The following is a 25,254-nucleotide window of genomic DNA, read 5'->3' as shown; positions in this document are numbered from 1 at the left end:
GTGGAATTTAGGGCTAATCTAGTACAGCCCCTTAGAAAAACTCTAACCTTATCCATGCTGTTTCCCGCCTTGGCCGTGGCTCAACCACCTATCCAGGATTGCCGAGCTTTTTTGTTGGGTATGAGTGCGTTGGGTTTTCGTGCCGGAGTATGCCGGAAAAATGTTGAGCAGCCGGAAGTAATCCGATTACGGGAAAAGCAGCAGGAGTGCTCAGCTATCTCGGCCGATCCGACATTGCAAGTGGAAATTAGGGCGCTGCATCTGACCTTGCATGATGAATTCATTAATGAAGCGGTAACACAGGAGGCGCTTGAGGTAGCCTTGGCTGGCAAACAGATAGATGCTAGCCAAACGGAGTTCTGTAAGGCATACGACAAGCAGCTAGAGGAGATGACACGGCATTATTTGCAACCGTGAGCAATAAAAGGCTACCTGAAATTTTCAGGTAGCCTTTTATTAATCGGCAGATGCGGCTTGCATCAGTTATACGGGTTGTGCACGCTGCGCACCAAATCTTGCAGGAATTCGCGCACTTGTTTTTCGCTGCAGCCCATCAGTAGGGCGTCTTCGAAGGTGTCTTGCGCAAGCTGATAAAGCTCTTGCATGTTTTCCTGCATCACTTTCACTTTTTCGGTACACGATACGATGCTGCCGTCGTCGCTGTGCCATTTGGGCATGGTGGGCATATTCATGATGCAGGCCTTTAGCGGGTGAAGCGGGTGGAGCGGTCTACCCGGCGGGCGGTGATGTAGCGGTTTTTCCAGTAGGTGCCGTTCATGCTGGTGATTTCGATGTCGCGGCCGGTGCGCGGGGCGTGGATGAAGCGGTCGTTACCGATATACATACCGACGTGGGAAACGCGGCCGCCGCCGCCGAAAAATACCATGTCGCCGGGTTTGAGATTGGCACGGTCTACCTGCTGGCCTACGGTGGCCATCTCGGCGGAAGTGCGCGGCAGGGTGATGCCCATGCTGCGTTTGAAGATATATTGCATGAAGCCGCTGCAATCGAGGCCTTGGGTGGGGGAGTTGCCACCGAAGCGGTAGGAGAGGCCGATGAGGCTCATGGCGTTCATGATGAGGTCGCCGGCTTCGTCTTGGCTGCCGGAGGAGGAGCGGCTGCCGGAAGATGAAGACTGTCGGCTGGATGCGGGGGCATTGTTGCTGTGGCTGGTGCGTTCGCGGATCAGGCGCTCGAGTGCGTCGTTATCCAATCCTTCCGGGGCGGCGTATGCGGCGGGAGCGAGGCCGAAAGCAAGGGCGGCCAGGGCGCAGAGGGTTGCTTGTTTTATCCACTTCATCAATCTGAAACTTTCTTGTTTTGCCCATGTTATAGCATAGTGTGGTAAGGCGCGGCAATGTGTTTGGCCGGGCAGTGTGCAATAGGGGCAGTTTGTGCGCACTGGTGGGCGCGTATGTTATGCTGTGTATCTGTTTGTGCGGACACTGGTTCCGCAAGGGGGCTGTATGGTTAGATCTGCCATGCCCGCTTTGGGCGATATCAATCGTTTGCGTCAAATCGTGGCCACGCTGGCGCGGCACGGTTTGGGCGGCTTTCTCAGCCGGATTAAGCTGAACCGGGCTTCTTGGCTCGGCGGCAAGCCGGCGCAGGAAGATGCTGGTGGGTTGAGCACGGCGCACCGTTTCCGGCTGGCATTTGAGGAGCTGGGGCCAACCTTTATCAAGCTCGGCCAGATTTTGGCCACTCGGGTTGATATTTTTAACGCCGAATGGATTGAGGAATTCGAGCATCTACAAAGCAGCGCGAATCCCTTACCCTTCGAGGCAATTCTTTCTCTGCTCACCGAGCAGCTGGGCTGCCCACCGGAACAGGTGTTCCAGCACATCGACAGCGAGCCTTTGGGCAGCGCCTCTATCGCGCAGGTGCACCGCGCGGTGCTGCTCGACGGCAGCGAGGTGGCGGTAAAGGTGCGCCGACCGGATATTGAGCCGCTGATTCGGGCGGATTTGCGCATTCTAACCCATCTGGCGCAGCTCACCGAATCGGAAATGCCTGAAACCCGCCGCTATCAGCCGGTGCAGATGGTGCAATATTTTGCCAAAAGCCTGGCCAGGGAAACCGATTTGCTGGCTGAAATGCGTCATTTGCAGCGGTTTGCCGCATTGTATGCCAACCATCCGGCAGTGCATATTCCCAAGGTATATCCCGAATACAGCAACCGGCAGGTGCTGGTGCAGGAGTACGTGGCTGCCACCCTGCTGAAAGATACCAACATCGAATTGCTGGGTGCTGAAGAGCGGCATATTCTGGCCTGTCGTATCACCGACGTGCTGCTTGATATGATACTGGGGCAGGGCCTGTTTCATGCTGATCCGCACCCGGGCAATATCTTTATTTATCCCGATTTGCGTATCGGCCTGATCGACTTCGGTATGACAGGCTACCTGAATCCGGTGCGCCGGCAGGAAATCAATGCGCTGATTGAAGCCCTTATCCACCGCGACTCGTTTGCCGTGCAATATATTCTGAGCAACTGGGCACAGGGCGATATTCCCGATGAAGACCTACTCGGCGCCGATGTGATGGAAATGCTGCTCGACTACGAACACATCGCTGTGCGCGATTTGCGCGTGAGTCAGGTGATCAACGATTTAACCCGCATCATGCGCGAGCACGAGCTGGCCTTGCCGGGCGACTTGGTGATGCTGTTCAAAGCCCTACTCACTCTCGAAGGTGTAGTGAAAAGGCTGGACGGCAGCTTCCAACTGCTGGAGCACGCTAAACCGATTGTGCAGAAAGTCATCCGCCAGCGCCTTTCGCTACAGCAGCTTTGGCGCCGAAGCCGCACGCAAAGCCGTATGCTGGGGCAGATGCTGGGCGAGTTGCCTAAAAACCTGCTGCGCCTCAACCGCAATCTGCAAAGCGGCCGGCTAAACGTGAACCTAGATTTAAAACGCCTCGACAGTTTGAACCGGCACTTGGAATACAGCGCCAACCGGCTGACCATGGGCATGGTAACGGCGGCGTTGATTATCGGCTCATCCATCCTACTCAGCAGCAATATCGGCCCGAAGCTGTTTGGCTTGTCGTTTGTTGGCTTCCTCGGCTATCTCTTGGCCTTTGCCAACAGCCTGTGGATTATCTGGTCTATCTGGCGTTCGGGCAAACATTAAAACAAAACTTTTCAAGCACGTAAAAAAGTGTATGGCAAACGGTGTCGACAGCTAGGAGAAGATAGGCGGCAGGCCAACCGTTAATATCGTATAGCCGAAGCACTTAATTCCCAATGGTGCAGGCTCGCTTTGCCAAGTGATTCATACTGTTTGCAGCCCGCCGCTTGGTAGAGGAAATAATTGCTTTGGCTATGGCTACAATCAAAAGGCTACCTGAAAAACCATTTTCAGGTAGCCTTCTCGTCTCTGCGGCACTAAACAGCATTAAGTCTCAACACATCACATGCACCACATGCGTGGCCAAGCCGCCGGTGGAGGTTTCGCGGTATTTCGGGTTCATATCTTTGCCGGTTTCATACATGGTTTTGATGACCTCGTCCAGCGATACCACCGGCTCGGTGGTGCGTTGCAGCGCCATGCGTGAGGCATTGATGGCCTTGATGGATGAAATGGCGTTACGTTCGATGCATGGCACCTGCACTTGGCCGCCCACCGGGTCGCAAGTGAGGCCAAGATGGTGCTCCATGGCGATTTCGGCGGCAATACATACTTGTTCGACAGTGCTGCCCTGAATCTCGGTCAGCCCGGCAGCGGCCATGGAGCAGGCCACGCCCACTTCGCCCTGGCAGCCCACTTCCGCGCCGGAAATGGAAGCGTTCATCTTATACAGGCTGCCGATGGCGCTGGCCGTGATTAAATAACGCAGAATGTGTTCTTCATCGGCGTAGAAAATGAAGTGGTCGTAGTAGGCCAATACAGTGGGCACGATGCCGCAGGCGCCATTGGTGGGCGCGGTAACTACCCGCCCACCGGCGGCGTTTTCTTCGTTGACGGCGAAGGCCACCATATTTACCCAGTCTACCGCCGCCATCGGGTCTTTATCGTTCAGCCCGTTTTTTTCAAACTGTTTGCGTGAAAGCGGCGCACGCCGTGGTATTCGCATGGGACCCGGCAGTACGCCTTCGGCGTGCAGGCCACGCTGAATGCAATCGCTCATGGTCTGCCACACGGCACGCACATAGTCGCGCACTTCCTGCTCCGGCCGCAGGGCGCATTCGTTGCGGAACATCAATTCGGAGAGGGAGAGATTATGTTCGTTGCACTGACGGATGAGGTCATCTGCATTGGTGTATGGATAGGGCACGTTGACGGGGGCAGATTGCTTGCCGCTGTCGGCAAACTGTTTTTCGGTTACCACAAAACCGCCGCCGATGGAGTAAAACACTTCTTGCATCGCCAACTCATCGCCGACATAGGCTTCCAGGCGCATGCCATTTTCGTGCAGTGGCAGGAATGAAGAATGGAACACGAAATCGTGTTCGTAGTCGAATGGAGTTTCGTGGCCGCCAATGTCGGTGAGGGTTTTGCTGCTCAATACTTGCGCAATGAATTTTGGGAAAGCGGTGGTGTCCACCGTATCCGGCTCGTAGCCCGCCAAGCCGCCAATGATGGCATGGTCTGTGCCGTGGCCTTTGCCGGTAAATGAGAGCGAGCCGTACACATGGGCGCTGAAGCGGGTAATCTTATCCAGCAGTCCCTGTTCGATAAGCTGTTGGCGGAACAGCACACCGGCACGCATCGGCCCCACGGTATGCGAACTGGACGGACCGATACCGATTTTGAACATGTCGAAAATACTGATCATTTTTTCCACCCCTTTAATTCATAGTGAGCCAACCAGAATCAGAACAAGGCGGCCGGCTGCAAATAATACATATACACAGCATGGGGAGCCAATACCTTACTGATTTGAAGTTAATCCACTATAGTTATTCAACTTTTCGTATCCATCAATATCTTACCAAATCTGCCTGTGGCAGCATAGGGTGTACCGCTGTGTGCCGAGCAGCGCGAATGCAGTTTTCCCTTGAATAATGCTGGACAAGTTGCCGCTACCTAGGCAAAATGCGCACATTGCCTGTTTGATGTAGCTAGGATGTTGTGGGAAGCGTAAGGAATTTGGGCAATATTTTTTATGATGCATACTGCATAATTGTACAAAAACAGTGCAGTATGGAGAGCTGTTTATTTTTAATCAACTACATTATTTAGAGGTTAATATGCCACAAATGTTGATTCAAGTGTCCGGTATGAAGAATAAAACGGATGGAGACCGCTTGGTTCTGAAGGGTGAAACTGTTGCGGGTGTGAGAATGGTGAATGCCAATCATGACGACGGCCGCGTAGTGATTACACACGGTGATGGCTTCGATCTTGAAGCATTCAAAGCCGCCCTCTCGGCAGAAGGTTTTACCGTGGCATAACCGTATCGGTCAAACAACCACAAACGGCTTCCTTTGCGGAAGCCGTTTTGCTTTTTCAGGTAGCCTTTTGCAGAGAGGCTACCTGAAAAACGATAGCTCAAGCGATAATGTTTTTAATTGCATGGGCTTGCTGTTTCGCAGGAAAAACTGCTGCAGCAATCTCTGTACGCGCTAATCAAACAAATCCTGCTGCCCGGTACGCTGCGGCAGCACCTGCGCCTTGGCTGTGCCGGTTTCAAAATGCAGCTGCAACACCTGCCCGCTGTGCAGCCTGCCCGCATCACGCACCACTTTGCCTGTACGGTCGGTAATCACGCTATAGCCGCGCGATAGCGTGTGTTGCGGCGAGAGGGCATCCAAAATGCCCGCCTGCTTTTGGCATTGCGCTTGTTTTTGCGCCAAGAGCGCGGCCATGTGGCGGTTGAGTTGTGCCGCCTGTGTGTGCAGCTGCCGCGTAGCGGTTTGTACTTGCGGCCGGCTGCGGCGGCACAGCTCGGCCAAATAGGCCAGCTGCTCCTGTTTGCGGTGCAGGTGGCGCAGCATATGGTCAGCCAGCATTTGGCGGCTGCGCAACAAGCCGGTCTGCTGTTCCTGCCATTTCTGGCGTGGATGGCGCAACTGTGCGGCATGCCAGTCAAGCCGTTGCGCCGCGTCTGTGCAGCGCCGTTGCAGCGTGTGGCGCATATGGCTGTGCAGGCGGCACATTTTGTCCAGCTGCTCCGCACGGTTCGGGCTGGCCAGCTCGGCGGCGGCGGTGGGCGTGGGCGCGCGCACGTCGGCGGCGAAATCCGTGAGCGTGAAATCGGTTTCGTGCCCCACCCCGCTTACCACCGGAAGCGGCGATGCCGCCACCGCGCGCACCGCCGCTTCTTCGTTAAACGCCCACAAATCCTCAATGCTGCCCCCGCCACGGCACACAATCAGCACATCCGCCTGCGCGTGTTCCGCCGCCGCTGCAATAGCCGAGGCTACCTGAAACTCGCTGCCCGCGCCCTGCACCGCTGTGGGATATACCACCACGCGCACATCCGGCGCACGCCGCCGCAACGTGGTGACCACATCGCGCAATGCCGCCGCTGCTAGGCTGGTGACCACGCCGATGCACTGCGGCGCGGCAGGCAGAGGCCGTTTGCGTGCTGCATCGAACAAGCCTTCCGCCTGAAGACGCTGCTTCAGCCGCTCATAAGCCTCAAACAGCTGCCCCAGCCCCTTGCGCCGCACTTCCTGCACGTTAATCTGAAATTCCCCGCGCGCCTCATACAGCGTGATTTTGCCCAACACCTCCACTTCCTCGCCCTCGCGCAGCAGCGCGGCCAGCGAACGGGCGGCATGCTTAAACAAAGTGCAGCGCACCTGGGCGCGTTGGTCTTTTAAAACAAAATAATAGTGCCCGCTCGCCGCCTTCACCAAATTCGACACCTCTCCACCCACCCACAACCCGGCAAGCTGGTCTTCCAGCAGGTTTTTGGCCAAATGGTTGAGCTCGGAAACAGAAAGCGCGGCGGGGGCGAATAGGTCGGACATGGCAAGAAGGCGGGAAAATAAACAAAGGCGGCATTATACAAGGGGAAGGCTACCTGAAAAATCGGGCGGATAGATTTTTAACTTCGTTGCTGTCCATATTTTCCGGTAGCCTTTCCCTACGCGGCAATATGTTAAAATACGCCATTTTCAATTCGGATTTTCCGCCATGTCTAATATTCCAGACCAAGTGCGCCGCCGCCGCACGTTTGCCATCATCTCCCACCCCGACGCGGGTAAAACCACGCTGACCGAAAAACTCTTGCTGTTTTCAGGTGCGATTCAAAGCGCGGGTACGGTAAAAGGCAAGAAAACCGGCAAATTCGCCACCTCCGACTGGATGGAAATCGAGAAGCAGCGCGGCATTTCCGTGGCATCAAGCGTGATGCAGTTCGACTACAAAGACCACACCGTCAACCTCTTGGACACGCCGGGACACCAAGACTTCTCCGAAGACACCTACCGCGTTTTGACCGCCGTGGACAGCGCGTTGATGGTCATCGACGCGGCAAAAGGAGTGGAAGCGCAAACCATCAAACTCTTGAACGTCTGCCGCCTGCGCAATACGCCGATTGTGACGTTCATGAACAAATACGACCGCGAAGTGCGCGACTCTTTGGAATTGCTGGACGAAGTAGAAAATATTTTAAAAATCCGCTGCGCGCCCGTTACTTGGCCCATCGGCATGGGCAAAAACTTCAAAGGCGTGTACCACATCCTGAACGACGAAATCTATCTCTTCGACGCGGGCGGCGAACGTTTGCCGCACGAGTTCGACATCATCAAAGGCATCAATAATCCCGAATTGGAACAACGCTTTCCGCTGGAAATCCAGCAGTTGCGCGACGAAATCGAATTGGTGCAGGCGGCATCTAACGAATTTAATCTCGACGAATTTCTCGCCGGCGAGCTCACGCCCGTGTTCTTCGGCTCGGCGATTAACAACTTCGGCATTCAGGAAATCCTCAATTCATTGATTGACTGGGCGCCCGCGCCGAAACCGCGCGACGCGACCGTGCGCATGGTCGAGCCGGACGAGCCGAAATTTTCCGGATTTATCTTTAAAATCCAAGCCAATATGGATCCGAAACACCGCGACCGCATCGCCTTTTTACGCGTCTGCTCCGGTCAATTCGAGCGCGGCATGAAGATGAAACACCTGCGCATCAACCGCGAAATCGCCGCGTCCAGCGTGGTTACATTTATGTCGCACGACCGCGAGCTGGTGGAAGAAGCCTACGCGGGCGACATCATCGGCATCCCGAATCACGGCAACATCCAAATCGGCGACAGCTTCTCCGAAGGCGAACAACTGGCATTCACCGGCATCCCCTTCTTCGCACCCGAACTGTTCCGCAGCGTCCGAATCAAAAACCCACTGAAAATCAAGCAACTGCAAAAAGGTTTGCAACAACTCGGCGAAGAAGGTGCGGTTCAAGTCTTCAAACCGATGAGCGGCGCAGATTTGATTTTGGGCGCGGTCGGCGTGTTGCAGTTTGAAGTCGTTACCTCGCGACTCGCCAACGAATACGGCGTAGAAGCCGTGTTCGACAGCGCATCCATCTGGTCGGCGCGCTGGGTATCGTGCGAAGACAAGAAAAAGCTGGCGGAGTTTGAAAAAGCCAATGCGGGCAATCTGGCTGTGGACGCAGGCGGCAACCTCGCCTACCTCGCGCCTAACCGCGTGAATTTGAACCTGACGCAGGAACGCTGGCCGGATATTGTGTTCCATGAAACCAGGGAACATGCGGCGAAGCTGAGTTGATAAAGAGGCTACCTGAAATAAGATTTTCAGGTAGCCTTTATGTTCGGTGGATGTGGGCTGGTTTGCGCATCTTTGCCTTGTATTGTTTAACTATTTTTTGGAGATAGCTATGAAGATGAAAAAATTGGTTTTAGCTGCCGTATTGGGTCTGACAACTTCATTTGTTGCCGCTAAATTGCCAGTTGTGGTGCAACGGGCAATTAATGAAGATGCGCAGAATTGCCGTAGCTCGGGTGGGCGGTTTTCTTATAGTAAAGCAATACAAACCATTGATTTGAATGGTGATGGATACCCAGATTATGTTTATGATTCGGGCGAAACTGTGTGCGCCGGCGGTGCTGATTTGGGCGGCTCTGGTGGTTGGCCGGTAACCGTGTTTGCAGGGCAGCCGGACGGCTCGGCCAAGGAGGTGTTTAGTAATGGCGCAATAGGGGCGCGGATGATAAACGGCCGCCTGTATTTAGGCGTGGGTGGGGCATACTGCGGGCAAAATACGCGTGGTAGGGTGCGAGCCCAATACGACAACTGCATTCGCCCGCTGCAATGGAATGCACGTAGAAAAGTGTTTGAGTTCGCACCCGTGTCGCAGAAAAGACCATTTCCGGCAAGCTGGGAGCGGTAAGGAGAAAACTATGCTGGCTTTGCCAATCTAAGAAGTAAGCTGCTGATCAAGAAGAGGCTACCTGAAAATTTTCAGGTAGCCTCTTTCAATGCGATGGGTATAGCAGGAGTAAGCCCGGCAAGCTGTTAATCCAGTGTAGCTGCCGGGCTTATTCTTGTTAAGTCAAGAAGAAGTATGCCCAAGCCGATACCACGATGATGGATAGGATATTCAGCAGGAAGCCAACCTGCATCATTTCTTTCTGCTTAATCAGCCCCGAGCCAAACACAATCGCATTGGGCGGCGTGGCCACGGGCAACATAAAGGCACAAGATGCACCGATGCCGATAATCAGCACCAACACTTCCTGATTCATGCCCATTTTGGCGGCAATGGTGGCAAATACCGGTACCAATAGTGCGGCAGAGGCGGTGTTGCTGGTGAATTCGGTGAGGAAGATGATGAACGCGGCCACTACCAAGATAATCACCAAGGGAGAAGCATGGCCGAAAGAAGCCGCCACTTCATTACCCAAGGCGGCAGAAGCACCGGATTTTTCCATTAATACGGAAAGGGTGATGCCGCCGCCGAACAGCATCAGCGTACCCCAGTCGGTGTTGCGTGCCACTTCGCGCCAGCTCACCACACCAAACATCACCACGGCCACAGCCGCCACCATGGCGATGAAGCTGTCGATGGATTTGATGCCGGTGGCTTTGCCCAGCTCTCCGCCAAAAATCCAGCACAGTGCAGTAATCACAAAAATGATGACGGTAATCACGCGGTGCAAGGTCCACGGAATGTCTTCTTTTTGTTGGAAATCCACTTTTTCGGCAAAGTTCGGTTTCAACACCACAAACAGGGAAAACAGCATCAGCGGCAGCAACACCAGCATCATCGGCAGGCCGTGCTTCATCCAGCCGGCGAAGTCCAAATTGAGCGCTTTGGCGGCAATCGCATTGGGCGGCGAGCCCACCAGCGTGCCCAAACCGCCGATACTGGCGCAGTAGGCAATGCCCAGCAGCACGAATACATAAGTTTTGCGGTCCTTTTCCTTATCGACGTGTCCCATCAGCCCCATGGCCAACGGCAGCATCATCGCGGCGGTGGCGGTGTTGCTGATCCACATGGAAAGGCCGGTGGTAACGGCAAACACCATCATCACCGCCGCCAGCATATTGCCGCGCGAGAGCGAAATCACCAGCATGGCGATTTTTCTATCCAGCCGCTGCACGTGCATGGCTGCCGCCAGCGCGAAACCGCCGAAAAACACATAAATAATCGGATCGGAAAAGCCGGCAAAGGCTTCTTTGGTGCCCATATCCGGAATTTTGAAGAAAATCGCTAATAGTGGCACCGTAAGCGCGGTAACGGTGATGTGCACCGCTTCGGTAAACCATAAAATGGCCACAAACAGCAAAATAGTCAGTCCGGCATTGGGAAAATGCCCATAGGGCAGAATTTGGTAGGCAATAGCAGATATCACGGCCGCAATAATGGCGATAATCAGCCCGCGAAAGCTGGTTACCGGTACTTGCGCACTTTGCAGCTCAAAGTTTTCTGGCAAATTGGTTTGGCTTGGGTTCTCTAGGAAGTTCATTAATCCTCTCCATCAAGGTGGTTAAGCTTTATCTTCACGTTTTTATTGTTTCAACCATGAGTGTGTGTTCACTCACGGCGGCAGAATAAGAGCTGGTAAAGGTTCTGTCAATTATTGATACTTTTGTTTTAATCTATTTATATATTTGTATATCAGCTTGGCTGTTGAATAAGCTACCTGAAAGGTTCATTTTACCGAAACTCCGCTGCATTGAGTTTTCAGGTAGCCTATAATCCGCGCCGTTCCCGCCACTTAAACACATCCATCATGAGTTACACCGAATCCCCATCCGAAACCCAAACCCAAGCCGAAACCTGTTTCCACTGCGGCCTGCCCGTGCCGCGCGGCTTGGATTTGCCGATTGAATTTGAAGGCGCGCGCCATCCGGCCTGTTGCGCGGGCTGCCAGGCGGTGGCGCAGAGCATTATTGCCGCCGGGCTGGGCAGCTATTACCACCGCCGCACGGCGGAGGCGGAGCAGGCGGTGTTGCCGCCGCCGGAAGTGTTGGAACAGCTGAAACTGTACGACCTGCCGGACGTGCAGGCGGAATTTGTGGAAGTGAAGGAGGAAAACGAGCGTGAGGCGGTGCTGATGCTGGGTGGGGTAACTTGTGCGGCCTGCGTGTGGCTGATTGAGCAGCAGCTTCTGCGGCTTTCGGGCGTGCTGCGTGCGGAAATCAACTACAGCACGCTGCGCGCGCGGGTGGCGTGGGACTGCTCGCAGGTGGCGCTGTCGGACATTTTGCTGCGGGTGCGCCAGAGCGGCTACGAGGCTTCGCCTTATGACGCGCAGCGGATGGAGACGCAGGCAGCAGCGGAGCGAAAGCAGGCGCTCACGCGCTTATGGGTGGCCGGGCTGGCCATGATGCAGGTGATGATGTATGTGGTGCCCACTTATCTGCATGCAGGGGAAATTGAGCCGCGTTTTTTGTGGATGCTGCATTGGGCGAGCATGATTCTCACGCTGCCGGTGTTGCTGTATTCGGCAGTTCCCTTTTTCAAAGGGGCGTGGCGCGATTGGAAAAACCGCCGCGCGGGCATGGATACGCCGGTGGCGATTTCGATTGCGGCGGCGTTTTCAGGTAGCCTTTGGGCGCTGTTTCAGGGGCGGGAAGAGGGAATTTATTTCGATTCGGTGTCGATGTTTGTGTTCCTGCTGTTGGGCGGGCGCTATTTGGAACAGCTGGCGCGGCGCAAGGCGGGTGATGCGGCCGAGCGGCTGGTGAAGCTGGTGCCGGCGTTTTGCCACCGGCTGCCGGATTATCCGGATACGGCGCAGGTGGAAGAAGCTGTGGTGGCGCGGCTGTCGGGTGGCGAAGTGCTGCTGGTGAAGCCGGGCGAGGTGCTGCCGGCCGACGGAGTGGTGCTGGAAGGCGAGAGCGAGGCGAACGAAGCCATGCTCAGCGGCGAGAGCCTGCCCGTGCCGAAAGCGGCGGGCGATGCGGTAACCGCCGGCACGCTCAATGGCGGCAGCCCGCTGATTATCCGCGTGGAGCAGGCGGGCAGCCAAACGCGGCTGTCGCATATTGTGCGCCTGCTGGATCGGGCGTTGGCGGAAAAACCGCGTATGGTGGAGCTGGCCGACCGCTATGCGGCTTGGTTTGTGGGCGCGCTCTTGCTGCTGGGCGTGCTGGTGTTTGCCGGCTGGGCTTGGTATGCCGATGTGCAAACCGCGCTGTGGATTACCGTGTCGCTCTTGGTGGCCACCTGCCCGTGCGCCTTGTCGCTGGCCACGCCTGCCGCGCTGGCGGCTTCCACCGGCCACTTGGCGGGCGAGGGCGTGCTCATCAGCCGCGGGCACAGTTTGGAAACCTTGGCGCGAATCGACACCGTGGTGCTGGATAAAACCGGCACGCTTACCACCGGCCAGTTGGCCGTATGCGCCGTGCACACCGCCGAAGGCATCAGCCAAGATTTGGCCGTGGCGCTGGCGCAACTTCTCGAGCGGCAGAGCGAGCACCCCGCCGCCCGCGCGATTGCCAACCTGCCACCCGCCAATTTGGCATTGGAAGCGGAAAACTATTTAAACCGCGCTGGGCACGGCATCAGCGCGCAGGTTTGGCATGAAGGGCGGCTGGAACAATGGCGCATCGGTCGTTTGGATTATGTGGCCGAACTCTCGGGTAGGCTACCTGAAAGTTTGCAGGCCGAGCATGCGGGCGGCGCGGTGTATTTGGGCAGCGCGGCCGGCTTTGCCGCCGTGTTCCTGCTGCAAGACCAAGCCAAACCCGAAGTGCCGGCCATGCTGGCCGAATGGAAACGCCAGGGCTTGAGCCTGCACCTGCTCAGCGGCGACAGGCAGGCCGCAGCCGATGCTGTGGCCGCCGCTTTGCCGCTGGATGCGGTGCGCGCCGAAGCCACGCCGGAAGACAAGCTGGCCTATGTGCAGGATTTGCAGGCGCAAGGGCATAAAGTGTTGATGGTGGGCGACGGCATCAACGATGCGCCCGTGCTGGCACAGGCTGATGTGTCGGTGGCCGTGGCCGAAGGCGCAGATGTGGCGCGCGAAGGGGCGGATGTGTTGCTGCTCAACGGCAATATGCGCACGCTGCCCTACCTCACCACCCAAGCCAAACGCACCGCGTGGATTGTGCGCGAAAACCTGTGGTGGGCGGCAGGCTACAACCTGATTATGGTGCCGCTGGCAGCAGCGGGCTGCGTAACGCCGTGGGTGGCGGCGCTGGGCATGAGCCTGAGCTCGCTCCTGGTTTCCGCCAATGCCCTGCGCCTGCTGCGGCGGGCGAAATAGGGGAAGGCTACCTGAAAATAGGTATGGCAGGGTGGCGAGGATAGAATGCTTAGTAAATCAGCCGCTCGCTGTTTTGCCTGGTTGCTAATTCAGTATGACTAAAAATAAAGGAGAAACGCCATGGACATTAAACGGCTGAAATACTTCTGCACCGTGGTGGAATGCGGCAGCTTCACCAAGGCGGCGGAAATGCTGCATATTTCCCAGCCGCCGTTGAGCAAGCGGGTGCAGGAGCTGGAGCAGGAAATCGGTACGCCGCTGCTGTTTCGCGACGGCGGGCGCATTCGGCCCACACCCACCGGTTTTTTCCTTTATGAGCGGGCGCTGGAGATTTTGGTGGGCATTGGCAATATTGAGCGCGATACGCTGATTTTTGCCCAACAGCAGCAGCATGTGTTGCGCATCGGGCTAACCCATCTGTATCAAAAATACTTCACGCCGCTGATTATGGCGATCCATAGCCAATATGCCGATACGGAAATTAATGTGCTGGTATCGGATTCCAGCCATTTGGAAACATTGTTGAATAATCAGCTGATAGATGTTGCGCTTATTCAGCAGCCGAAACGCTTGGAGCGCTACCGCTATGTTGCGCTGCCGGCGGTGCAGATGGCGGCGGTAGTACACCGCAGCCTGCTGCCGGACGGGGTGCCCGACACGATGACGCTGAAACAGCTAAGCGGGCTGCCGCTGATTCTGCTGCGCCGCAGCAGCGGGGTGGGCACGTTTGAGCAGCTGATGGATCAGCTGCACAAGAGCGGCACTACGCCGCAGGTGATTATGCACGTGTCGCAGCCGAGCGTGATTGTGGATTGGATTGAGTCGGGCATTGAGGCGGCGGCGCTGCTGCCGGAATCGGAAGTGTGCCCTTCGCAGCTGCGCAACAGCGTATTGGTGCGGGTGTCGCCCGATCCGCAGGTGTTTTTTCCGGCGTTGGTGAAGCTGACGACAACGCCGGAAATCCGCGGGCTGGAGGAAGTGATGGCCAACGGCTACCCGTTTGTGGCGCCGAAGTGCCGCTGAGAATTGGCCTCAAACAGTTTCAGGTAGCCTTTTGGTGGGGATATATCCGCTGAAAGGCTACCTGAAAATATTTGGCTGGTTGAGGATTGGGTTAGCTGTTTTCTTCATCGCGCCGCCAATGGGTTTTGTGGGCGAAGACGGGGCGGTTACTGGTGTATTTGATGTAATCAAGCTGGAGCTGCCAAATATCGCTGGGAAAAACTTTGGCGATGGGGTGGGCTTGGGCGTAGAGATCGAGTGCGGCGCGGCGTTCGGCAGGGTGGCAATGCATTCGGCACGGGCGGCAAATTGGATGCCGCAGATATCGCGGATGCGTGCGGGCTGGCCGGCGATGGTGCCGGCAATATGTGGGTTGTGCAGCATCAGGCGGCCGTGTTGGGTGTTTTTGCCGGTGAGCACGATGAGGCGGGCGTCAACGGGATCGAGTACGTAGAAGCAGCTGGCACTCCACAGCTCGCCTTCATGGCAGGCGGCCAGGCTGACAACGTGGTGTTCGGTGAGGAAGGCGTGGATATTGGCGGGCAGGGGTGGCATGGTGTTGCTCAATTGGGAGGCAGGGCTGGTTGAAAACAAAGCTTCTGTGAAGCTAAAAGGTGGTGCAGGCAGGGAAACAGACGGAACTGTTTACAGTACGGCGAATGGTATCAGGCGGCAGGGCTGCGGTATATGAGGCTACCTGAGAATAATCATGTGTTCGGCCCGCCAACGGAAACGGCGTGGCAGGTTTCAGGTAGCCTGCCGCGCCGTTTTGCTTCGCTAGGAGTTTGACGTTGGATTGCAAAAACCGGGTTCAACTAAGCCCCTTGATGGAGGCGGTTAGTGTGCGGCGATATAGGTTGCCCACAAATAGGAGAGTGGATGGTGCGGGATGCGCTTAGGTTTTCAGGTAGCCTCTACAGCTTGGCCGTATAAGGCTGAGTGAGGCTACCTGAAACCTTTCTGCCTATGCTTCAAAGTCAGGCAGGAAGCGTTTTACGTCTACTTCCATAAACTTGCAGCGCTGGAAGTGCTCTTTCAGGTGCAGCGGCACGGTGCAATCGAAGATTGTTTTACACGATGTGCCTTCCTGAATCAGACGGTTGCTGAACGCCGGCGATTGTGATGGGTCGAGCGGATGGCAGCGCACGCCGGGGATGAAGATGGTGTCGTTATCGCCCTGGTAGCGCGTTTGCATAGCCCACAAAACATCGTCGGTATCGAAAATGTCCACGTCTTCGTCCACCAGAATCACGTGTTTCAATTCGGGGAAGGCGGAGAAGGCGAGCAGGGCGGCTTGGCGTTGGCGGCCTTCGTCGGCCGGCGTGATTTTCTTAAACTGCATCACAGCCAAAAGTTTTCCGCCACCGGAAGAGTGGGCAAACACGTTTTGCAGGCGGCCGGGCATGGCGCGCTCAACCATATCCAGAATGCTGGCTTCGGTGGGGATGCCGGCCATGTTCACATGCTCTTCGCCCGGGCCCATGGTGGTGCGCAGAATCGGGTTTTTGCGGTGGGTAACCGCTTTCACTTTGATTACGGGCAGGGCGGGCTTGGCGTCGCCGGTGTAGCCGGGGAATTCTGGCATGGCCTTGCCGGTGTTGCTGTTTTGATCTTCGCGCACGCGCACATCGGGCAGCAGTTCGCCTTCAATCACCACTTCGGCATGGGCGATGGCGCGTTCGTTGATGGTGAGGCATTTGGCCATTTCCACTCCGTGGCCGCGCAGCGCGCCGGCAATGCTTAGTTCGTCGAAGCCCAGCGGCGTGGTGGGCGGCTCGAAGCAGGCGGCGATTTCAATGGCGGGATCCACGCCGATGCTGATGGAAATCGGCAGCGGTTTGCCGGCGGCTTCGGCTTTTTGGCGGAAGGCATCGATGTGGCGGCCGGGGGTGAGCCACATGGAAAGCTCGTCTTTGCTCTGCACACACAGGCGATGGATGGTGATGTCGGATTTGCCGGTTTCTGGGTCGGAGGCGTAGCACAAACCCATAGTGAAATAGGGGCCGGCGTCTTCCACTGTATTGGTGGGTGCGGGTAGCAGGGTGCGCAGGTCGAAATCGGGATCGCTAGCTAGGTGCACCACTTCCTGACATTGCGGTTGCTGCCCTTCGCCGAGCAGCACCGGCGGAATGGGATTTTGTACGGAGTCTTTGAGCAGGAAGCCCAAGCGTTCGGGAGCGCAATTGAGAAACTGGCCAACACGTTTGCGCGAGCCAACCAAGCCGATGGCTACCTGAATGCCGGGATAGCCTTTTACTTTGTTAAACAGCATGGCCGGGCCGTTTTTACGGGTGGGGCGCTGGCAGGTGCCGCCGGCACCAACGTAGCGGTATACGCCGGAGAGCTCGGCAATCGGATCAACTTCCACATCGGTGGACACCAATTCGCCGGGCAGGGTTTTTAAAAGCTCGAGGGCGGAGCGCAGGTCGTGAACGGGGGATTTTTGCGGGTTCGGCATTTTCTACACCTCTCTGTTGCGTTGGGGGAAAGTTTTGAATGCCGTTGCAGTATAGGCGGTGGGTAGCCAATAGAAAAATACCGTTTTATTTGATGGGGGATACCAAAAAGATATGGGGAGAAAGAGTGGGTGGGGAAAGCTTAATTATTAGGCCGGTTTGTTTTAGAAAGGCTACCTGAAAACTGTTTGGATGGTTTCAGGTAGCCTCTTTGTTGTTCGGTATTGCTATTCAGCCGCGGCACATCAGGCGTTGTGTTTCGTGCCACATGCCATCGGGGCGCTGTTCGACCACGGCGATGAGGCTGGGGGCTTGGTGAACGAGCTCGGCAGCGTTGATGGTTTGTCCCAGGGGAACGCGGGCGGGCGCGAGGTAGGCGAGGCGGGGCAGGGGGTGGAAGCGTTGTGCGGCTTGGGTGGGGTAGTCTGCCCATTGCGGGAGGAGGAGGCCGCTCCAGCCGAGGGGGTTGAGGGGGTAGCCGTTGAGGATGCCGTTTGGGGTGAAGCCGATGCCGCGGATGATGGTGGCGGTGTTGAGGGGTTGGCTAAAGTTTTGGGGTTGGCGGCAATCTGTTTTGCACGTATTGACTTTGCAAGGACTCGCTGCGCTCGTTTTAGCTCCGCAGAAACTCACTTCGTTCGTTTTAGCTCCGCAGAAACTCGCTTTGCTCGTTTTAGCTTCGCAGAAACTCGCTTTGCTCGTTTTCAGGTAGCCTTGGAGTGGGATGGGTAGTTGGGCGCGGGCTTGGGGGGGGTGGAGGAGGCGGCATTGTTGTTGCAGTTTGGTGGCTTTGCTAAGCATGGTGTCGGCGGGGTTGAGGCCTTGGAAGTCGTCGGGTGTTGTGCCGCCGTAGTATTTGCAGGTAAGTTCGAGGTGGTAGGGGGCGGAGTCGAGCAGGCAGAGGAAGTCGGCAGCGCCGAGGGTTTGGCCGCTTTCGCTGCGGACGGGGTGGTTGCGGGCGATGAGTTGGCAATGGGGAGCATGGGCAAGCCAGAAGGCGAGCAGGCTTTCGGCGTAGTGGCCTAGGCGGTGGCCGAAAGGGGCTTCTTGTTCGAGCCATTGCGTCAGTGGGGCAGGGGCGTCGTCGAGGCTGAGCAGGAAGCGGAAGCCTTGGCTGCCGAGCAGGCGGGGGATGGGGAGTTCGCAGCCGCTGTGCCATAGGGGCGGGGCGGTGAGTAGGGCGGCGAGGTCGCGCACGGCGGGGTGGCTCAGTCGCCACCAGATGGCATCGAGGGCGTAGTTCATGTTTGGGCGGGGATGGAGTGGGATGGAGGGAATGTAGCGATGGCGGGGTGGGCAGTCAAGTTGTCTCAAGAGGCTACCTGAAAAGAGGGCGTGGTTTCAGGTAGCCTTGGCTTGTGGATTGTGTGTGAAATCATTTGTTTTTTATGGGTTGACACCGGATAATGCGCGCGACGCGGCGTGTGCCGGATGAATTAAAGAGACTGTGTATGTATAAAACGAAAAAGCGTGGCTGGCTGCCGTGGGTGGTTGGGGTGTCGCTGTTGTTGGCGGTGGTGCTGTTAATTGTGCAGATGCGCGATGTGCTTTCGCCGTTTGTGGTGGCTGCGGTGTTGGCTTATATTTTGAACCCGCTGGTGGAAAAGCTTTGCCGACACAGGGTGCGGCGTGCGACGGCGGCGATGCTGGTGATGGTGTTTGCGCTGCTGCTGCTGGTGTTGTTGCTGCTGATTGTGGTGCCGATGTTGGTGCAGCAATTTGGCAGTTTGCTGGATAAACTGCCGGAATTGGTGGCGTTTGCGCAAAATAAGGCGCTGCCTTGGATTAATCATATGCTGGGCACGCATTGGGTGTTAAACGACCAATCGGTATCGAAATGGCTGAGCAGTCATGTGGGCAGTGTTCAGGCGGGGCTTTCCAAGGCGCTGCCGGCCTTGTTGGAACAGGGCGGCAGTTTGGTAACCAGTTTGGGCAATTTGATGGTGCTGCCATTTTTACTGTATTACTTCTTGCTGGACTGGTCGCGCTGGGGGGAAGGAATTAACACCATGATTCCGCGACGCTATCTGGCGGCCTATACGCGTATCGGCGGTAATATGGATACGGTGTTGGGCGAATTTTTGCGCGGTCAGCTGATTGTGATGCTGATTATGGGCTTGCTCTACGGTTTGGGCCTGATGCTGGCAGGCTTGGAATCTGGCTTTGCTATTGGTATGGTGGCCGGGCTGTTGGTGTTCGTGCCGTATTTGGGCGCGTTCACCGGCCTGCTGCTGGCCACAATGGCGGCGCTGTTGCAGTTTGGCACTTGGCAGGGGCTGATTACAGTGTGGGCAGTGTTTGCCGTGGGGCAGTTTCTGGAAAGTTTCTTCATCACGCCGAAGATTGTGGGCGACCGCATCGGGCTTTCGCCGTTTTGGGTGATTTTCGCCTTGATGGCTTTCGGCAGCCTGTTGGGCTTCGTGGGCATGCTGCTGGCGCTGCCTTTGGCTGCGGTAACGCTGGTGTTGCTGCGCGAGGGCGTGGCGGCATATATGGATAGCGGGTTCTACCGGCGCGAGAAATAGTCGGGCAGGGCAGGCGTTGTTTGCAAAGGCTACCTGAAACGCAGCACGGCGGAATTTTGGTGCAGCTAAAGTTTCGGGTAGCCTTTGGTTTGGCTTTGGAGGCTGGCTGGAAAATGCGCCGAGCCGCTCCGGTTTTGTTGTATCAGGCAAACGTTCTTTCCCTACTTACCCGCCGTTTGCCGAAAATAGCTCGTGGCTGCTTGCATTTAGACAACATCGCCAGTAAAATGCCGCGCTTACGGATTTTATTTTACTTATCAGGAGATTTTTCATATGGCCAATAGCGCCCAGGCACGCAAACGCGCCCGCCAGTCGCAGAAAAACCGTGCACACAATGCCAGCCTGCGTACTGCTTTCCGTACCGCAGTGAAGAAAGTTTTGAAGGTTGTGGAAAGTGGCGATAAAGCCGCTGCCCAAGCCGAATTCGTGGCAGCCACCAAAGTGATGGACCGCATCGCCGACAAAGGCGTGTTCCACAAAAACAAAGCCGCCCGCCACAAAAGCCGCTTGGCTGCCAAAATTAAAGCCATGGCCTAAGCCGCTTGCTGCATAAACGCTGCCGCATCTTGCAAATAGATGCGGCTTTGTTTTGCGCGGAAGATTTGCAGAACGGCTGTGAGGCTACCTGAAAATATGCCAATCCCAGCCAGCCTCTGCCTCCTCACCTGTAAGGCTGCAGCCAAAATGCGCTACAATGCGCCCACTATCTTGCACAACAGGAATACTCAATGATCTATGGCATCGGCACCGACATCCTGCGTATCGAGCGCATCGAGCAGCTATACGACAAATACGGCCAGGCATTGGCCGAACGCCTGCTCAGCCGCATCGAACTTTTGGAGTGGCGCTCCGTCGGCAACAAGGCAAACTTCCTGGCCAAGCGGTTTGCCGCCAAAGAAGCCTTTGCCAAAGCCGTGCACACCGGCTTGCGCTCGCCGGTAACGCTGCACCACATTTCCATCGCCCACGACAAACTCGGCCGCCCGGAATTTGTGGTGGAGCCGCCCTTGCAGGAATGGCTGCGCCAACAAGGTATCGGGCGGGTGCATTTGAGCCTGAGCGACGACAACGGCGCGGTAGTGGCCTTCGTCGTGGCCGAGAAAGAGTAGGGCAAAGCAGTTTATAAAAATAATAAAAACAATCGCATCAAGTTTTAGTTTCGCAGAAGCCAGCAGGGCTTGTTTTAGCTTCGTTAAAGCTGCGCTTTCAGGTAGCCTGCTGCACGGGCTGCCCGCTAAAACCATTTAATCCAAAGCAAATAGAGAAAGGAAACACCATGTTCTATAGCCGAAACGTCGTCAGCAACACCTTGCTATACGAACGCCCCGCCGACAGCATGGACGCCTTCAGCCAAAGCCTGGCCGAAATGCGCACTGCCCAGCGTCGCTTTGCTGCTGCCGGCGTGCAGGCGCGGGTGGCTATGCTTGCTGCCTTTGCCGACCGCCTCGAAGCCGAAAAAACCAAGCTCGCCCGCATGATTTGCGAAGAAGTCGGCCGCTGCCTGCGCGAATGCGAAGCCGAGATGGATAAATCCGTCTCCCTCATCCGCTATTATGTGAAGCTCGCCCCCCAGCTTCTGCAACATCAAACCATCGCCACCCAGGCCAGCCTCAGCCAAGTGCGCTTCGAGCCCTTGGGCGTGGTGCTGGCCGTGATGCCGTGGAACTACCCCGTGTGGCAGATTATCCGCTTTGCCGTGCCCGCCTTGTGCTCTGGCAATGCCTGTTTGGTGAAACCCGCGCCCAGCGTGGCTCGTGTAACCGCCGCCTTGTTTGATATTGTTGGCAGCGAATTGCCCTGGCGAGCCACTTGGTTGGCACACGAAGATGTGGAATACGCCATTGCCAAAACCGATGCCTTGGCCTTTACCGGCTCTGCCGCCGTCGGCCGCCGCCTGGCCGGCTACGCCGGAAGCCATCTGAAAAAATCCGTGATGGAGCTTGGCGGCAGCAACGCCTTCATCGTGCTCGACGATGCCGACATCGCCCAAGCCGCCGCCGATGCCTGCTATGCCCGTTTCCGCGATGCCGGCCAATCCTGCAACGCCGGTAAACGCATCATTCTCACCAAAGGCATCGCCGCAGAATTCACCCAACTCTTCCTCGAACACTGCCGTCGCCTCACCCCCGGCTGCCCGCTCGATCCCGACACCACCCTCGCCCCGCTGCACCGCAAAGACCTGCAGCTGCAAGTGCACGAACAAGTGCAAGACGCGCTCGAACACGGCGCCAAACTGCTGCTCGGCGGCGAGCTGCCCAACGAAGCCGACACCACTTTCTACCCCGCCACCGTGCTCGACAACATCACTCCCGCCTGCCGCATGTACCGCGAAGAAGTGTTCGGCCCCGCCGTGGGCATTTTCCACGCCTGCGATGCCGCCGACGCCGTGCGCCTGGCCAACGACAACCCCTTCGGGCTCGGCGCCAGCATCTACTCCGCCAACCTCGACAAAGCCTGGGAGCTTGGCCAGCAAATCGAAGCCGGTAGCGTATTCATCAACCGCCACACCAGCAGCGACCTGCGCCTGCCCTTCGGCGGCGTGAAAGACTCCGGCTTCGGGCGCGAACTTTCCGAATTCGGCTTGTATGAATTTGTAAACGTGAAGGCATATTGGCAGAAATAGAGTGGCAGAAGGCTACCTGAAAATGCGAAACCGTTTTTCAGGTAGCCTTATATATTTCGCGATATATTTCGCGCAGTAGGTCGGGTATTTATGCCCAACACTAGCCGCCACAACATAAAATCGGCGTTCACACACAAATCACATTTTTCAGGTAGATTCCCCGCTTTGTGGCTACCTGAAAACCCATTAAGGATACACCATGTCAGTCGGACACTACGAAAATTTCCCCGTCGGCTCGCTGGTTTTACCGCGCCGCCTGCGCCGACCGGTGCACGCCATCTATGCGTTTGCCCGTACTGCCGACGACATCGCCGACGAAGGCGATTTGCCCAACGAAGAACGCCTGCGCCAGCTTGATAATCTGCGTGCCGAGCTCGATCATCTTGCTGCCGGGCAAACCCCGCACAGCGAATTGATGCAGCGGCTCGAGCGCGAAGCCATCCGGCCGTTTAATCTTCCGATCGAGCCTTTCTACCACCTGCTCTCCGCCTTCAGCCAAGACGTGGTGAAAACCCGCTATCAGCACTTCGGCGAGCTGGTGGATTACGCCCGCCGCAGCGCTAATCCGATCGGCAGATTGCTGCTGCACCTCTACGGCCACACCGACCCGCTCAGCCTTGCCCAAAGCGACGGCATCTGCACCGCCCTACAACTGATTAACTTCTGGCAAGACGTGGCAGTGGATTGGCAGAAGGGCCGCGTTTATCTGCCGCAAGACGATCTGGAAAAATTCGGCGTGAGTGAAGCGCAAATTGCCGAAGGCCGCGCCGATGCCGCCTTCCAACGCCTGATGGCGCACCAATGCCAACGCGCCCACAAAATGCTCAAGGCCGGCTCCCCGCTAGGCAAAACCTTGCATGGCCGCATCGGCTTCGAGCTGCGCCTGATTATCCTTGGCGGGCAAAGCATTTTGCGCAAGCTGGAGGAAAACCGCTACAACGTCTTCACCCGCCGTCCCGTACTCGGCGCGAAAGATTGGTGGCTGATGCTGAAACGGGCTTGGCTCAAGAAGTGAGTGGCAGTATTCAGCCCAGCCAAAAGGCTACCTGAAAATTTTAGCTTCGCAGAAACTTGTGATCTCGTTTTAACTTCGTTGAAGCTTCGCTTTCAGGTAGCCTTTTTGTTGCGCGGCAATATTGTCAACTTTAAGGATACTCAATCAGCGCATAGGCCGAATGGTTGTGGATGCTTTCGAAGTTTTCGCTTTCCACGCTGAAGCGGTCGATGCGCGGGTCGTTTTTCAGCGCCACAGCGATGTCGCGCACCATGTCTTCCACGAATTTGGGGTTTTCGTAGGCGTGCTCGGTAACATATTTCTCATCGGGGCGTTTGAGCAGGCCGTAGAGCTGGCAGGAGGCTTTGTTTTCCACCAAATCGATGATTTCTTCAATGGAAACTTCCTGTTTGTGGCAGGTGAGGGTAACGGTAACGTGCGAGCGCTGGTTGTGCGCGCCGTATTGCGAAATTTCCTTGGAGCAGGGGCAGAGGCTGGTAACCGGAGCCAATACTTTGATTTGGTGGCTGTATTCTCCGCTGGCCGGCACTTCGCCCTGCCAGGTTACGGCGTAGTCGAGAAACGAGGTGATGCCGCTCACGGGGGCGGCTTTTTTGCGGAAGAAGGGGAAGCTGATATGGATGCGGCCGGCTTGGGCATCGAGCCGCTCCAGCATATCGAGCGTAAGCTGGTGCAGGCTGGTGAAATCGAGCACCAGGTGCTGCCGCTCTTCCATCAGCGCCACAAAGCGCGACATATGCGTGCCTTTTTGCGAGGCGGGCAGGGCAACGGTCATGCCGATGCGGGCGATGGTCTGCTGCACGCCCTCTGCGCTCTGGATTTGCAGCGGGAAGTGCAGGTCTTTGATGCCCACTTGGTTGATGGGCATATTGCGTTGGTCGGGGCTGCTTTGCACGTCGGCAATGGCATTCATCCGTGGTTTCCTTATCGGGTGTGTGTGGCGGTGGATTAAGGGGTCGAAGTATAGCCCTACCGCCGTCGCGGGGCAATTGTTGGCGCGAGTTTATAGCGCAGATTTATGGCCGCGATTTTGCTGCCCGCCCCAGCGGCGGGTGTTGCTTGCGCTTTTGGTTTATCATATTGCTTTATCTGCATACTGCCGAGAACATCCTCTTTGCAGCCAGAAACCCCAAACACCCACACATAAGGAAGCTATCATGCCGCAACCGCAACTGACTAAACTACACCGTTCCCGCCAACACCGCATACTGGCCGGCGTGATGGGCGGCATTGCCGAATACCTCGGCTGGTCGCCCACGCTGACGCGCATCCTGTTCGTCATCATTTCCTGCGCCAGTGTGGCCGTGCCGGGCATTCTGATTTATATCATCCTGTGGTTTATCATGCCGAATGCCACGCCCGATTCCTACCGCTAGCCCGTTTCAGGTAGCCTGCACAACCATTTTCCTCTTCTACGCACGGAAAGCTCAATGAAACACGCCGCCCTGATTTTAACCGCAAGCCTGCTGCTTGCCGCCTGCCAAAGCACCGGCACGGTGGCCGAACACCAAAACGCCGCTTTCTATCCCTTAGTCCAAGGCGAAAACAGCCACGAAGAATTCGTACGGCACTGCGCCGCCGAACAAGGCACATTGGGCGTGGTGCAGGCTGCCGACAACCGACATGCCTACACGTTGGTCTGCCGCAGCGCCGACGGAACGCTGGCCTATGGCTACGGCATCGGACGCAGATAATTCAGCACGCCCCCATTCCCACACAAGGACACCCCATGAACATCCTCTTCATCGCCGACCCGTTGGCCACCTTCAAAACCTACAAAGACACCACCTACGCCATGATGCGCGAAGCCGCCAAGCGCGGGCACAAATTGCACCACACCCTGGCCGGCGAACTCTCCGTGCAAAAAGGCCAAGTGGTGGTACAAGCCGCTCCTTTCCAATTTATTGGCGCAAAAGACGACCACGACCACGAATGGTTCAAACCGCAAGGCAAAGTGCAGGCTGCCTTAACTGAGTTCGATGCCGTGATTATGCGCACCG

At 56.6% G+C, this 25,254-nt stretch carries 23 protein-coding genes and 1 pseudogene; 15 read left to right on the top strand and 9 right to left on the bottom strand.

Going from position 1 to position 25,254, the window contains the following annotated elements; genetic code table 11:
• Complete coding sequence (locus HMPREF2541_RS04405) at nt 1-417, top strand: hypothetical protein (RefSeq protein WP_246824971.1); 417 nt, start codon at nt 1-3, stop codon at nt 415-417.
• A 62-nt stretch (nt 418-479) separates the two neighbouring features.
• Here the strand turns inward: HMPREF2541_RS04405 and HMPREF2541_RS04400 are convergent, their stop codons facing one another.
• A complete protein-coding gene (locus HMPREF2541_RS04400; protein WP_003823382.1) occupies nt 480-692 on the bottom strand; it encodes a hypothetical protein in 213 nt (70 codons plus the stop codon).
• Nucleotides 693-703: 11 nt separating this feature from the next.
• Nucleotides 704-1,300, bottom strand: coding sequence for a C40 family peptidase (locus HMPREF2541_RS04395; RefSeq protein ID WP_049258120.1), 597 nt, complete (start codon nt 1,298-1,300; stop codon nt 704-706).
• A 166-nt stretch (nt 1,301-1,466) separates the two neighbouring features.
• Here HMPREF2541_RS04395 and HMPREF2541_RS04390 point away from each other — a divergent pair, with 166 nt between their 5' ends.
• A complete protein-coding gene (locus HMPREF2541_RS04390) occupies nt 1,467-3,134 on the top strand; it encodes an ABC1 kinase family protein (RefSeq protein WP_070541903.1) in 1,668 nt (555 codons plus the stop codon).
• 271 nt (nt 3,135-3,405) lie between these two features.
• Here the strand turns inward: HMPREF2541_RS04390 and HMPREF2541_RS04385 are convergent, their stop codons facing one another.
• Nucleotides 3,406-4,779: an L-serine ammonia-lyase gene (locus tag HMPREF2541_RS04385; protein ID WP_070541900.1), complete on the bottom strand. Its 1,374-nt coding sequence runs from the start codon at nt 4,777-4,779 to the stop codon at nt 3,406-3,408.
• Nucleotides 4,780-5,194: 415 nt separating this feature from the next.
• Here HMPREF2541_RS04385 and HMPREF2541_RS04380 point away from each other — a divergent pair, with 415 nt between their 5' ends.
• Nucleotides 5,195-5,398: a hypothetical protein gene (locus tag HMPREF2541_RS04380; RefSeq protein ID WP_023886918.1), complete on the top strand. Its 204-nt coding sequence runs from the start codon at nt 5,195-5,197 to the stop codon at nt 5,396-5,398.
• A 171-nt stretch (nt 5,399-5,569) separates the two neighbouring features.
• On the opposite strand, the gene xseA is transcribed toward HMPREF2541_RS04380, so the two are convergent.
• Nucleotides 5,570-6,922, bottom strand: a complete 1,353-nt coding sequence (gene xseA, locus HMPREF2541_RS04375) for an exodeoxyribonuclease VII large subunit (RefSeq protein ID WP_003823375.1) — start codon at nt 6,920-6,922, stop codon at nt 5,570-5,572.
• Nucleotides 6,923-7,088: 166 nt separating this feature from the next.
• On the opposite strand from xseA, the gene HMPREF2541_RS04370 reads away from it, so the two are divergent.
• A complete protein-coding gene (locus HMPREF2541_RS04370; protein ID WP_070541897.1) occupies nt 7,089-8,684 on the top strand; it encodes a peptide chain release factor 3 in 1,596 nt (531 codons plus the stop codon).
• A 109-nt stretch (nt 8,685-8,793) separates the two neighbouring features.
• Nucleotides 8,794-9,306, top strand: a complete 513-nt coding sequence (locus HMPREF2541_RS04365) for a hypothetical protein (protein WP_023886915.1) — start codon at nt 8,794-8,796, stop codon at nt 9,304-9,306.
• A gap of 157 nt (nt 9,307-9,463) precedes the next feature.
• Here HMPREF2541_RS04365 and HMPREF2541_RS04360 read toward each other — a convergent pair whose 3' ends face one another.
• Nucleotides 9,464-10,885, bottom strand: coding sequence for an SLC13 family permease (locus HMPREF2541_RS04360; protein ID WP_003823368.1), 1,422 nt, complete (start codon nt 10,883-10,885; stop codon nt 9,464-9,466).
• A gap of 267 nt (nt 10,886-11,152) precedes the next feature.
• On the opposite strand from HMPREF2541_RS04360, the gene HMPREF2541_RS04355 reads away from it, so the two are divergent.
• Together HMPREF2541_RS04355 and HMPREF2541_RS04350 are read left to right on the top strand one after the other, a co-directional pair.
• Nucleotides 11,153-13,633: a heavy metal translocating P-type ATPase gene (locus HMPREF2541_RS04355; RefSeq protein ID WP_083296763.1), complete on the top strand. Its 2,481-nt coding sequence runs from the start codon at nt 11,153-11,155 to the stop codon at nt 13,631-13,633.
• 120 nt (nt 13,634-13,753) lie between these two features.
• Nucleotides 13,754-14,656 carry a LysR family transcriptional regulator gene (locus HMPREF2541_RS04350; RefSeq protein ID WP_070541894.1) on the top strand — a complete coding sequence of 301 codons (903 nt, stop codon included), beginning with the start codon at nt 13,754-13,756 and terminating at the stop codon, nt 14,654-14,656.
• 57 nt (nt 14,657-14,713) lie between these two features.
• Here the strand turns inward: HMPREF2541_RS04350 and HMPREF2541_RS04345 are convergent, their stop codons facing one another.
• The 3 genes from HMPREF2541_RS04345 to HMPREF2541_RS04335 all read right to left on the bottom strand — a co-directional run bounded on the left by HMPREF2541_RS04345 (nt 14,714) and on the right by HMPREF2541_RS04335 (nt 18,336).
• Entirely contained in the window at nt 14,714-15,190 is a 477-nt protein-coding gene (locus HMPREF2541_RS04345) for a PNPOx family protein (RefSeq protein ID WP_246824970.1), read from the bottom strand.
• A gap of 409 nt (nt 15,191-15,599) precedes the next feature.
• A complete protein-coding gene (locus HMPREF2541_RS04340; RefSeq protein ID WP_023886909.1) occupies nt 15,600-17,093 on the bottom strand; it encodes a UbiD family decarboxylase in 1,494 nt (497 codons plus the stop codon).
• Nucleotides 17,094-17,322: 229 nt separating this feature from the next.
• Nucleotides 17,323-18,336, bottom strand: coding sequence for a DUF1853 family protein (locus HMPREF2541_RS04335; protein ID WP_070541892.1), 1,014 nt, complete (start codon nt 18,334-18,336; stop codon nt 17,323-17,325).
• 206 nt (nt 18,337-18,542) lie between these two features.
• Between HMPREF2541_RS04335 and HMPREF2541_RS04330 the strand changes: the two genes are divergently transcribed.
• The 5 genes from HMPREF2541_RS04330 (at nt 18,543) to hpnC (ending at nt 23,254) form a co-directional block, all read left to right on the top strand.
• The gene (locus tag HMPREF2541_RS04330) at nt 18,543-19,616 is read left to right on the top strand and encodes an AI-2E family transporter (RefSeq protein WP_049258372.1); all 1,074 of its coding nucleotides are present in this window, start codon (nt 18,543-18,545) and stop codon (nt 19,614-19,616) included.
• Between the two features lie 273 nt (nt 19,617-19,889).
• Nucleotides 19,890-20,153, top strand: coding sequence for a 30S ribosomal protein S20 (gene rpsT / locus HMPREF2541_RS04325; RefSeq protein WP_003823349.1), 264 nt, complete (start codon nt 19,890-19,892; stop codon nt 20,151-20,153).
• A gap of 191 nt (nt 20,154-20,344) precedes the next feature.
• Complete coding sequence (gene acpS / locus HMPREF2541_RS04320; protein WP_049258373.1) at nt 20,345-20,725, top strand: holo-ACP synthase; 381 nt, start codon at nt 20,345-20,347, stop codon at nt 20,723-20,725.
• A 167-nt stretch (nt 20,726-20,892) separates the two neighbouring features.
• Entirely contained in the window at nt 20,893-22,239 is a 1,347-nt protein-coding gene (locus tag HMPREF2541_RS04315; protein ID WP_070541890.1) for an aldehyde dehydrogenase family protein, read from the top strand.
• Between the two features lie 199 nt (nt 22,240-22,438).
• A complete protein-coding gene (gene hpnC, locus HMPREF2541_RS04310) occupies nt 22,439-23,254 on the top strand; it encodes a squalene synthase HpnC (protein ID WP_049258375.1) in 816 nt (271 codons plus the stop codon).
• A gap of 130 nt (nt 23,255-23,384) precedes the next feature.
• Here the strand turns inward: hpnC and folE2 are convergent, their stop codons facing one another.
• Nucleotides 23,385-24,167, bottom strand: coding sequence for a GTP cyclohydrolase FolE2 (folE2, locus tag HMPREF2541_RS04305; protein ID WP_070541887.1), 783 nt, complete (start codon nt 24,165-24,167; stop codon nt 23,385-23,387).
• 244 nt (nt 24,168-24,411) lie between these two features.
• Between folE2 and HMPREF2541_RS04300 the strand changes: the two genes are divergently transcribed.
• The 3 genes and pseudogenes from HMPREF2541_RS04300 to HMPREF2541_RS04290 form a co-directional block, all read left to right on the top strand.
• A complete protein-coding gene (locus tag HMPREF2541_RS04300; RefSeq protein WP_003823339.1) occupies nt 24,412-24,630 on the top strand; it encodes a PspC domain-containing protein in 219 nt (72 codons plus the stop codon).
• Between the two features lie 54 nt (nt 24,631-24,684).
• Complete coding sequence (locus HMPREF2541_RS04295) at nt 24,685-24,948, top strand: hypothetical protein (protein ID WP_003823338.1); 264 nt, start codon at nt 24,685-24,687, stop codon at nt 24,946-24,948.
• Between the two features lie 35 nt (nt 24,949-24,983).
• Nucleotides 24,984-25,254, top strand: a pseudogene (locus HMPREF2541_RS04290) (glutathione synthase); the annotation flags it as partial.

This window comes from Eikenella sp. HMSC061C02 (assembly GCF_001809035.1).
GTDB classification, from domain to species: Bacteria; Pseudomonadota; Gammaproteobacteria; order Burkholderiales; family Neisseriaceae; genus Eikenella; species Eikenella corrodens.
The sequence above is the reverse complement of the archived record's forward strand: the minus strand, read 5'-3'. Positions and strand labels throughout refer to the sequence as shown.

Excerpts from the sequence above, each read along its gene's own strand:
- HMPREF2541_RS04400 (WP_003823382.1), bottom strand. The coding sequence starts at position 692 with ATGAATATGCCCACCATGCCCAAATGGCACAGCGACGACGGCAGCATC.
- HMPREF2541_RS04395 (WP_049258120.1), bottom strand. The coding sequence starts at position 1,300 with ATGAAGTGGATAAAACAAGCAACCCTCTGCGCCCTGGCCGCCCTTGCT.
- HMPREF2541_RS04390 (WP_070541903.1), top strand. The coding sequence starts at position 1,467 with ATGGTTAGATCTGCCATGCCCGCTTTGGGCGATATCAATCGTTTGCGT.
- HMPREF2541_RS04385 (WP_070541900.1), bottom strand. The coding sequence starts at position 4,779 with ATGATCAGTATTTTCGACATGTTCAAAATCGGTATCGGTCCGTCCAGT.
- HMPREF2541_RS04380 (WP_023886918.1), top strand. The coding sequence starts at position 5,195 with ATGCCACAAATGTTGATTCAAGTGTCCGGTATGAAGAATAAAACGGAT.
- xseA (WP_003823375.1), bottom strand. The coding sequence starts at position 6,922 with ATGTCCGACCTATTCGCCCCCGCCGCGCTTTCTGTTTCCGAGCTCAAC.
- HMPREF2541_RS04370 (WP_070541897.1), top strand. The coding sequence starts at position 7,089 with ATGTCTAATATTCCAGACCAAGTGCGCCGCCGCCGCACGTTTGCCATC.
- HMPREF2541_RS04365 (WP_023886915.1), top strand. The coding sequence starts at position 8,794 with ATGAAGATGAAAAAATTGGTTTTAGCTGCCGTATTGGGTCTGACAACT.
- HMPREF2541_RS04360 (WP_003823368.1), bottom strand. The coding sequence starts at position 10,885 with ATGAACTTCCTAGAGAACCCAAGCCAAACCAATTTGCCAGAAAACTTT.
- HMPREF2541_RS04355 (WP_083296763.1), top strand. The coding sequence starts at position 11,153 with ATGAGTTACACCGAATCCCCATCCGAAACCCAAACCCAAGCCGAAACC.
- HMPREF2541_RS04350 (WP_070541894.1), top strand. The coding sequence starts at position 13,754 with ATGGACATTAAACGGCTGAAATACTTCTGCACCGTGGTGGAATGCGGC.
- HMPREF2541_RS04345 (WP_246824970.1), bottom strand. The coding sequence starts at position 15,190 with ATGCCACCCCTGCCCGCCAATATCCACGCCTTCCTCACCGAACACCAC.
- HMPREF2541_RS04340 (WP_023886909.1), bottom strand. The coding sequence starts at position 17,093 with ATGCCGAACCCGCAAAAATCCCCCGTTCACGACCTGCGCTCCGCCCTC.
- HMPREF2541_RS04335 (WP_070541892.1), bottom strand. The coding sequence starts at position 18,336 with ATGAACTACGCCCTCGATGCCATCTGGTGGCGACTGAGCCACCCCGCC.
- HMPREF2541_RS04330 (WP_049258372.1), top strand. The coding sequence starts at position 18,543 with ATGTATAAAACGAAAAAGCGTGGCTGGCTGCCGTGGGTGGTTGGGGTG.
- rpsT (WP_003823349.1), top strand. The coding sequence starts at position 19,890 with ATGGCCAATAGCGCCCAGGCACGCAAACGCGCCCGCCAGTCGCAGAAA.
- acpS (WP_049258373.1), top strand. The coding sequence starts at position 20,345 with ATGATCTATGGCATCGGCACCGACATCCTGCGTATCGAGCGCATCGAG.
- HMPREF2541_RS04315 (WP_070541890.1), top strand. The coding sequence starts at position 20,893 with ATGTTCTATAGCCGAAACGTCGTCAGCAACACCTTGCTATACGAACGC.
- hpnC (WP_049258375.1), top strand. The coding sequence starts at position 22,439 with ATGTCAGTCGGACACTACGAAAATTTCCCCGTCGGCTCGCTGGTTTTA.
- folE2 (WP_070541887.1), bottom strand. The coding sequence starts at position 24,167 with ATGAATGCCATTGCCGACGTGCAAAGCAGCCCCGACCAACGCAATATG.
- HMPREF2541_RS04300 (WP_003823339.1), top strand. The coding sequence starts at position 24,412 with ATGCCGCAACCGCAACTGACTAAACTACACCGTTCCCGCCAACACCGC.
- HMPREF2541_RS04295 (WP_003823338.1), top strand. The coding sequence starts at position 24,685 with ATGAAACACGCCGCCCTGATTTTAACCGCAAGCCTGCTGCTTGCCGCC.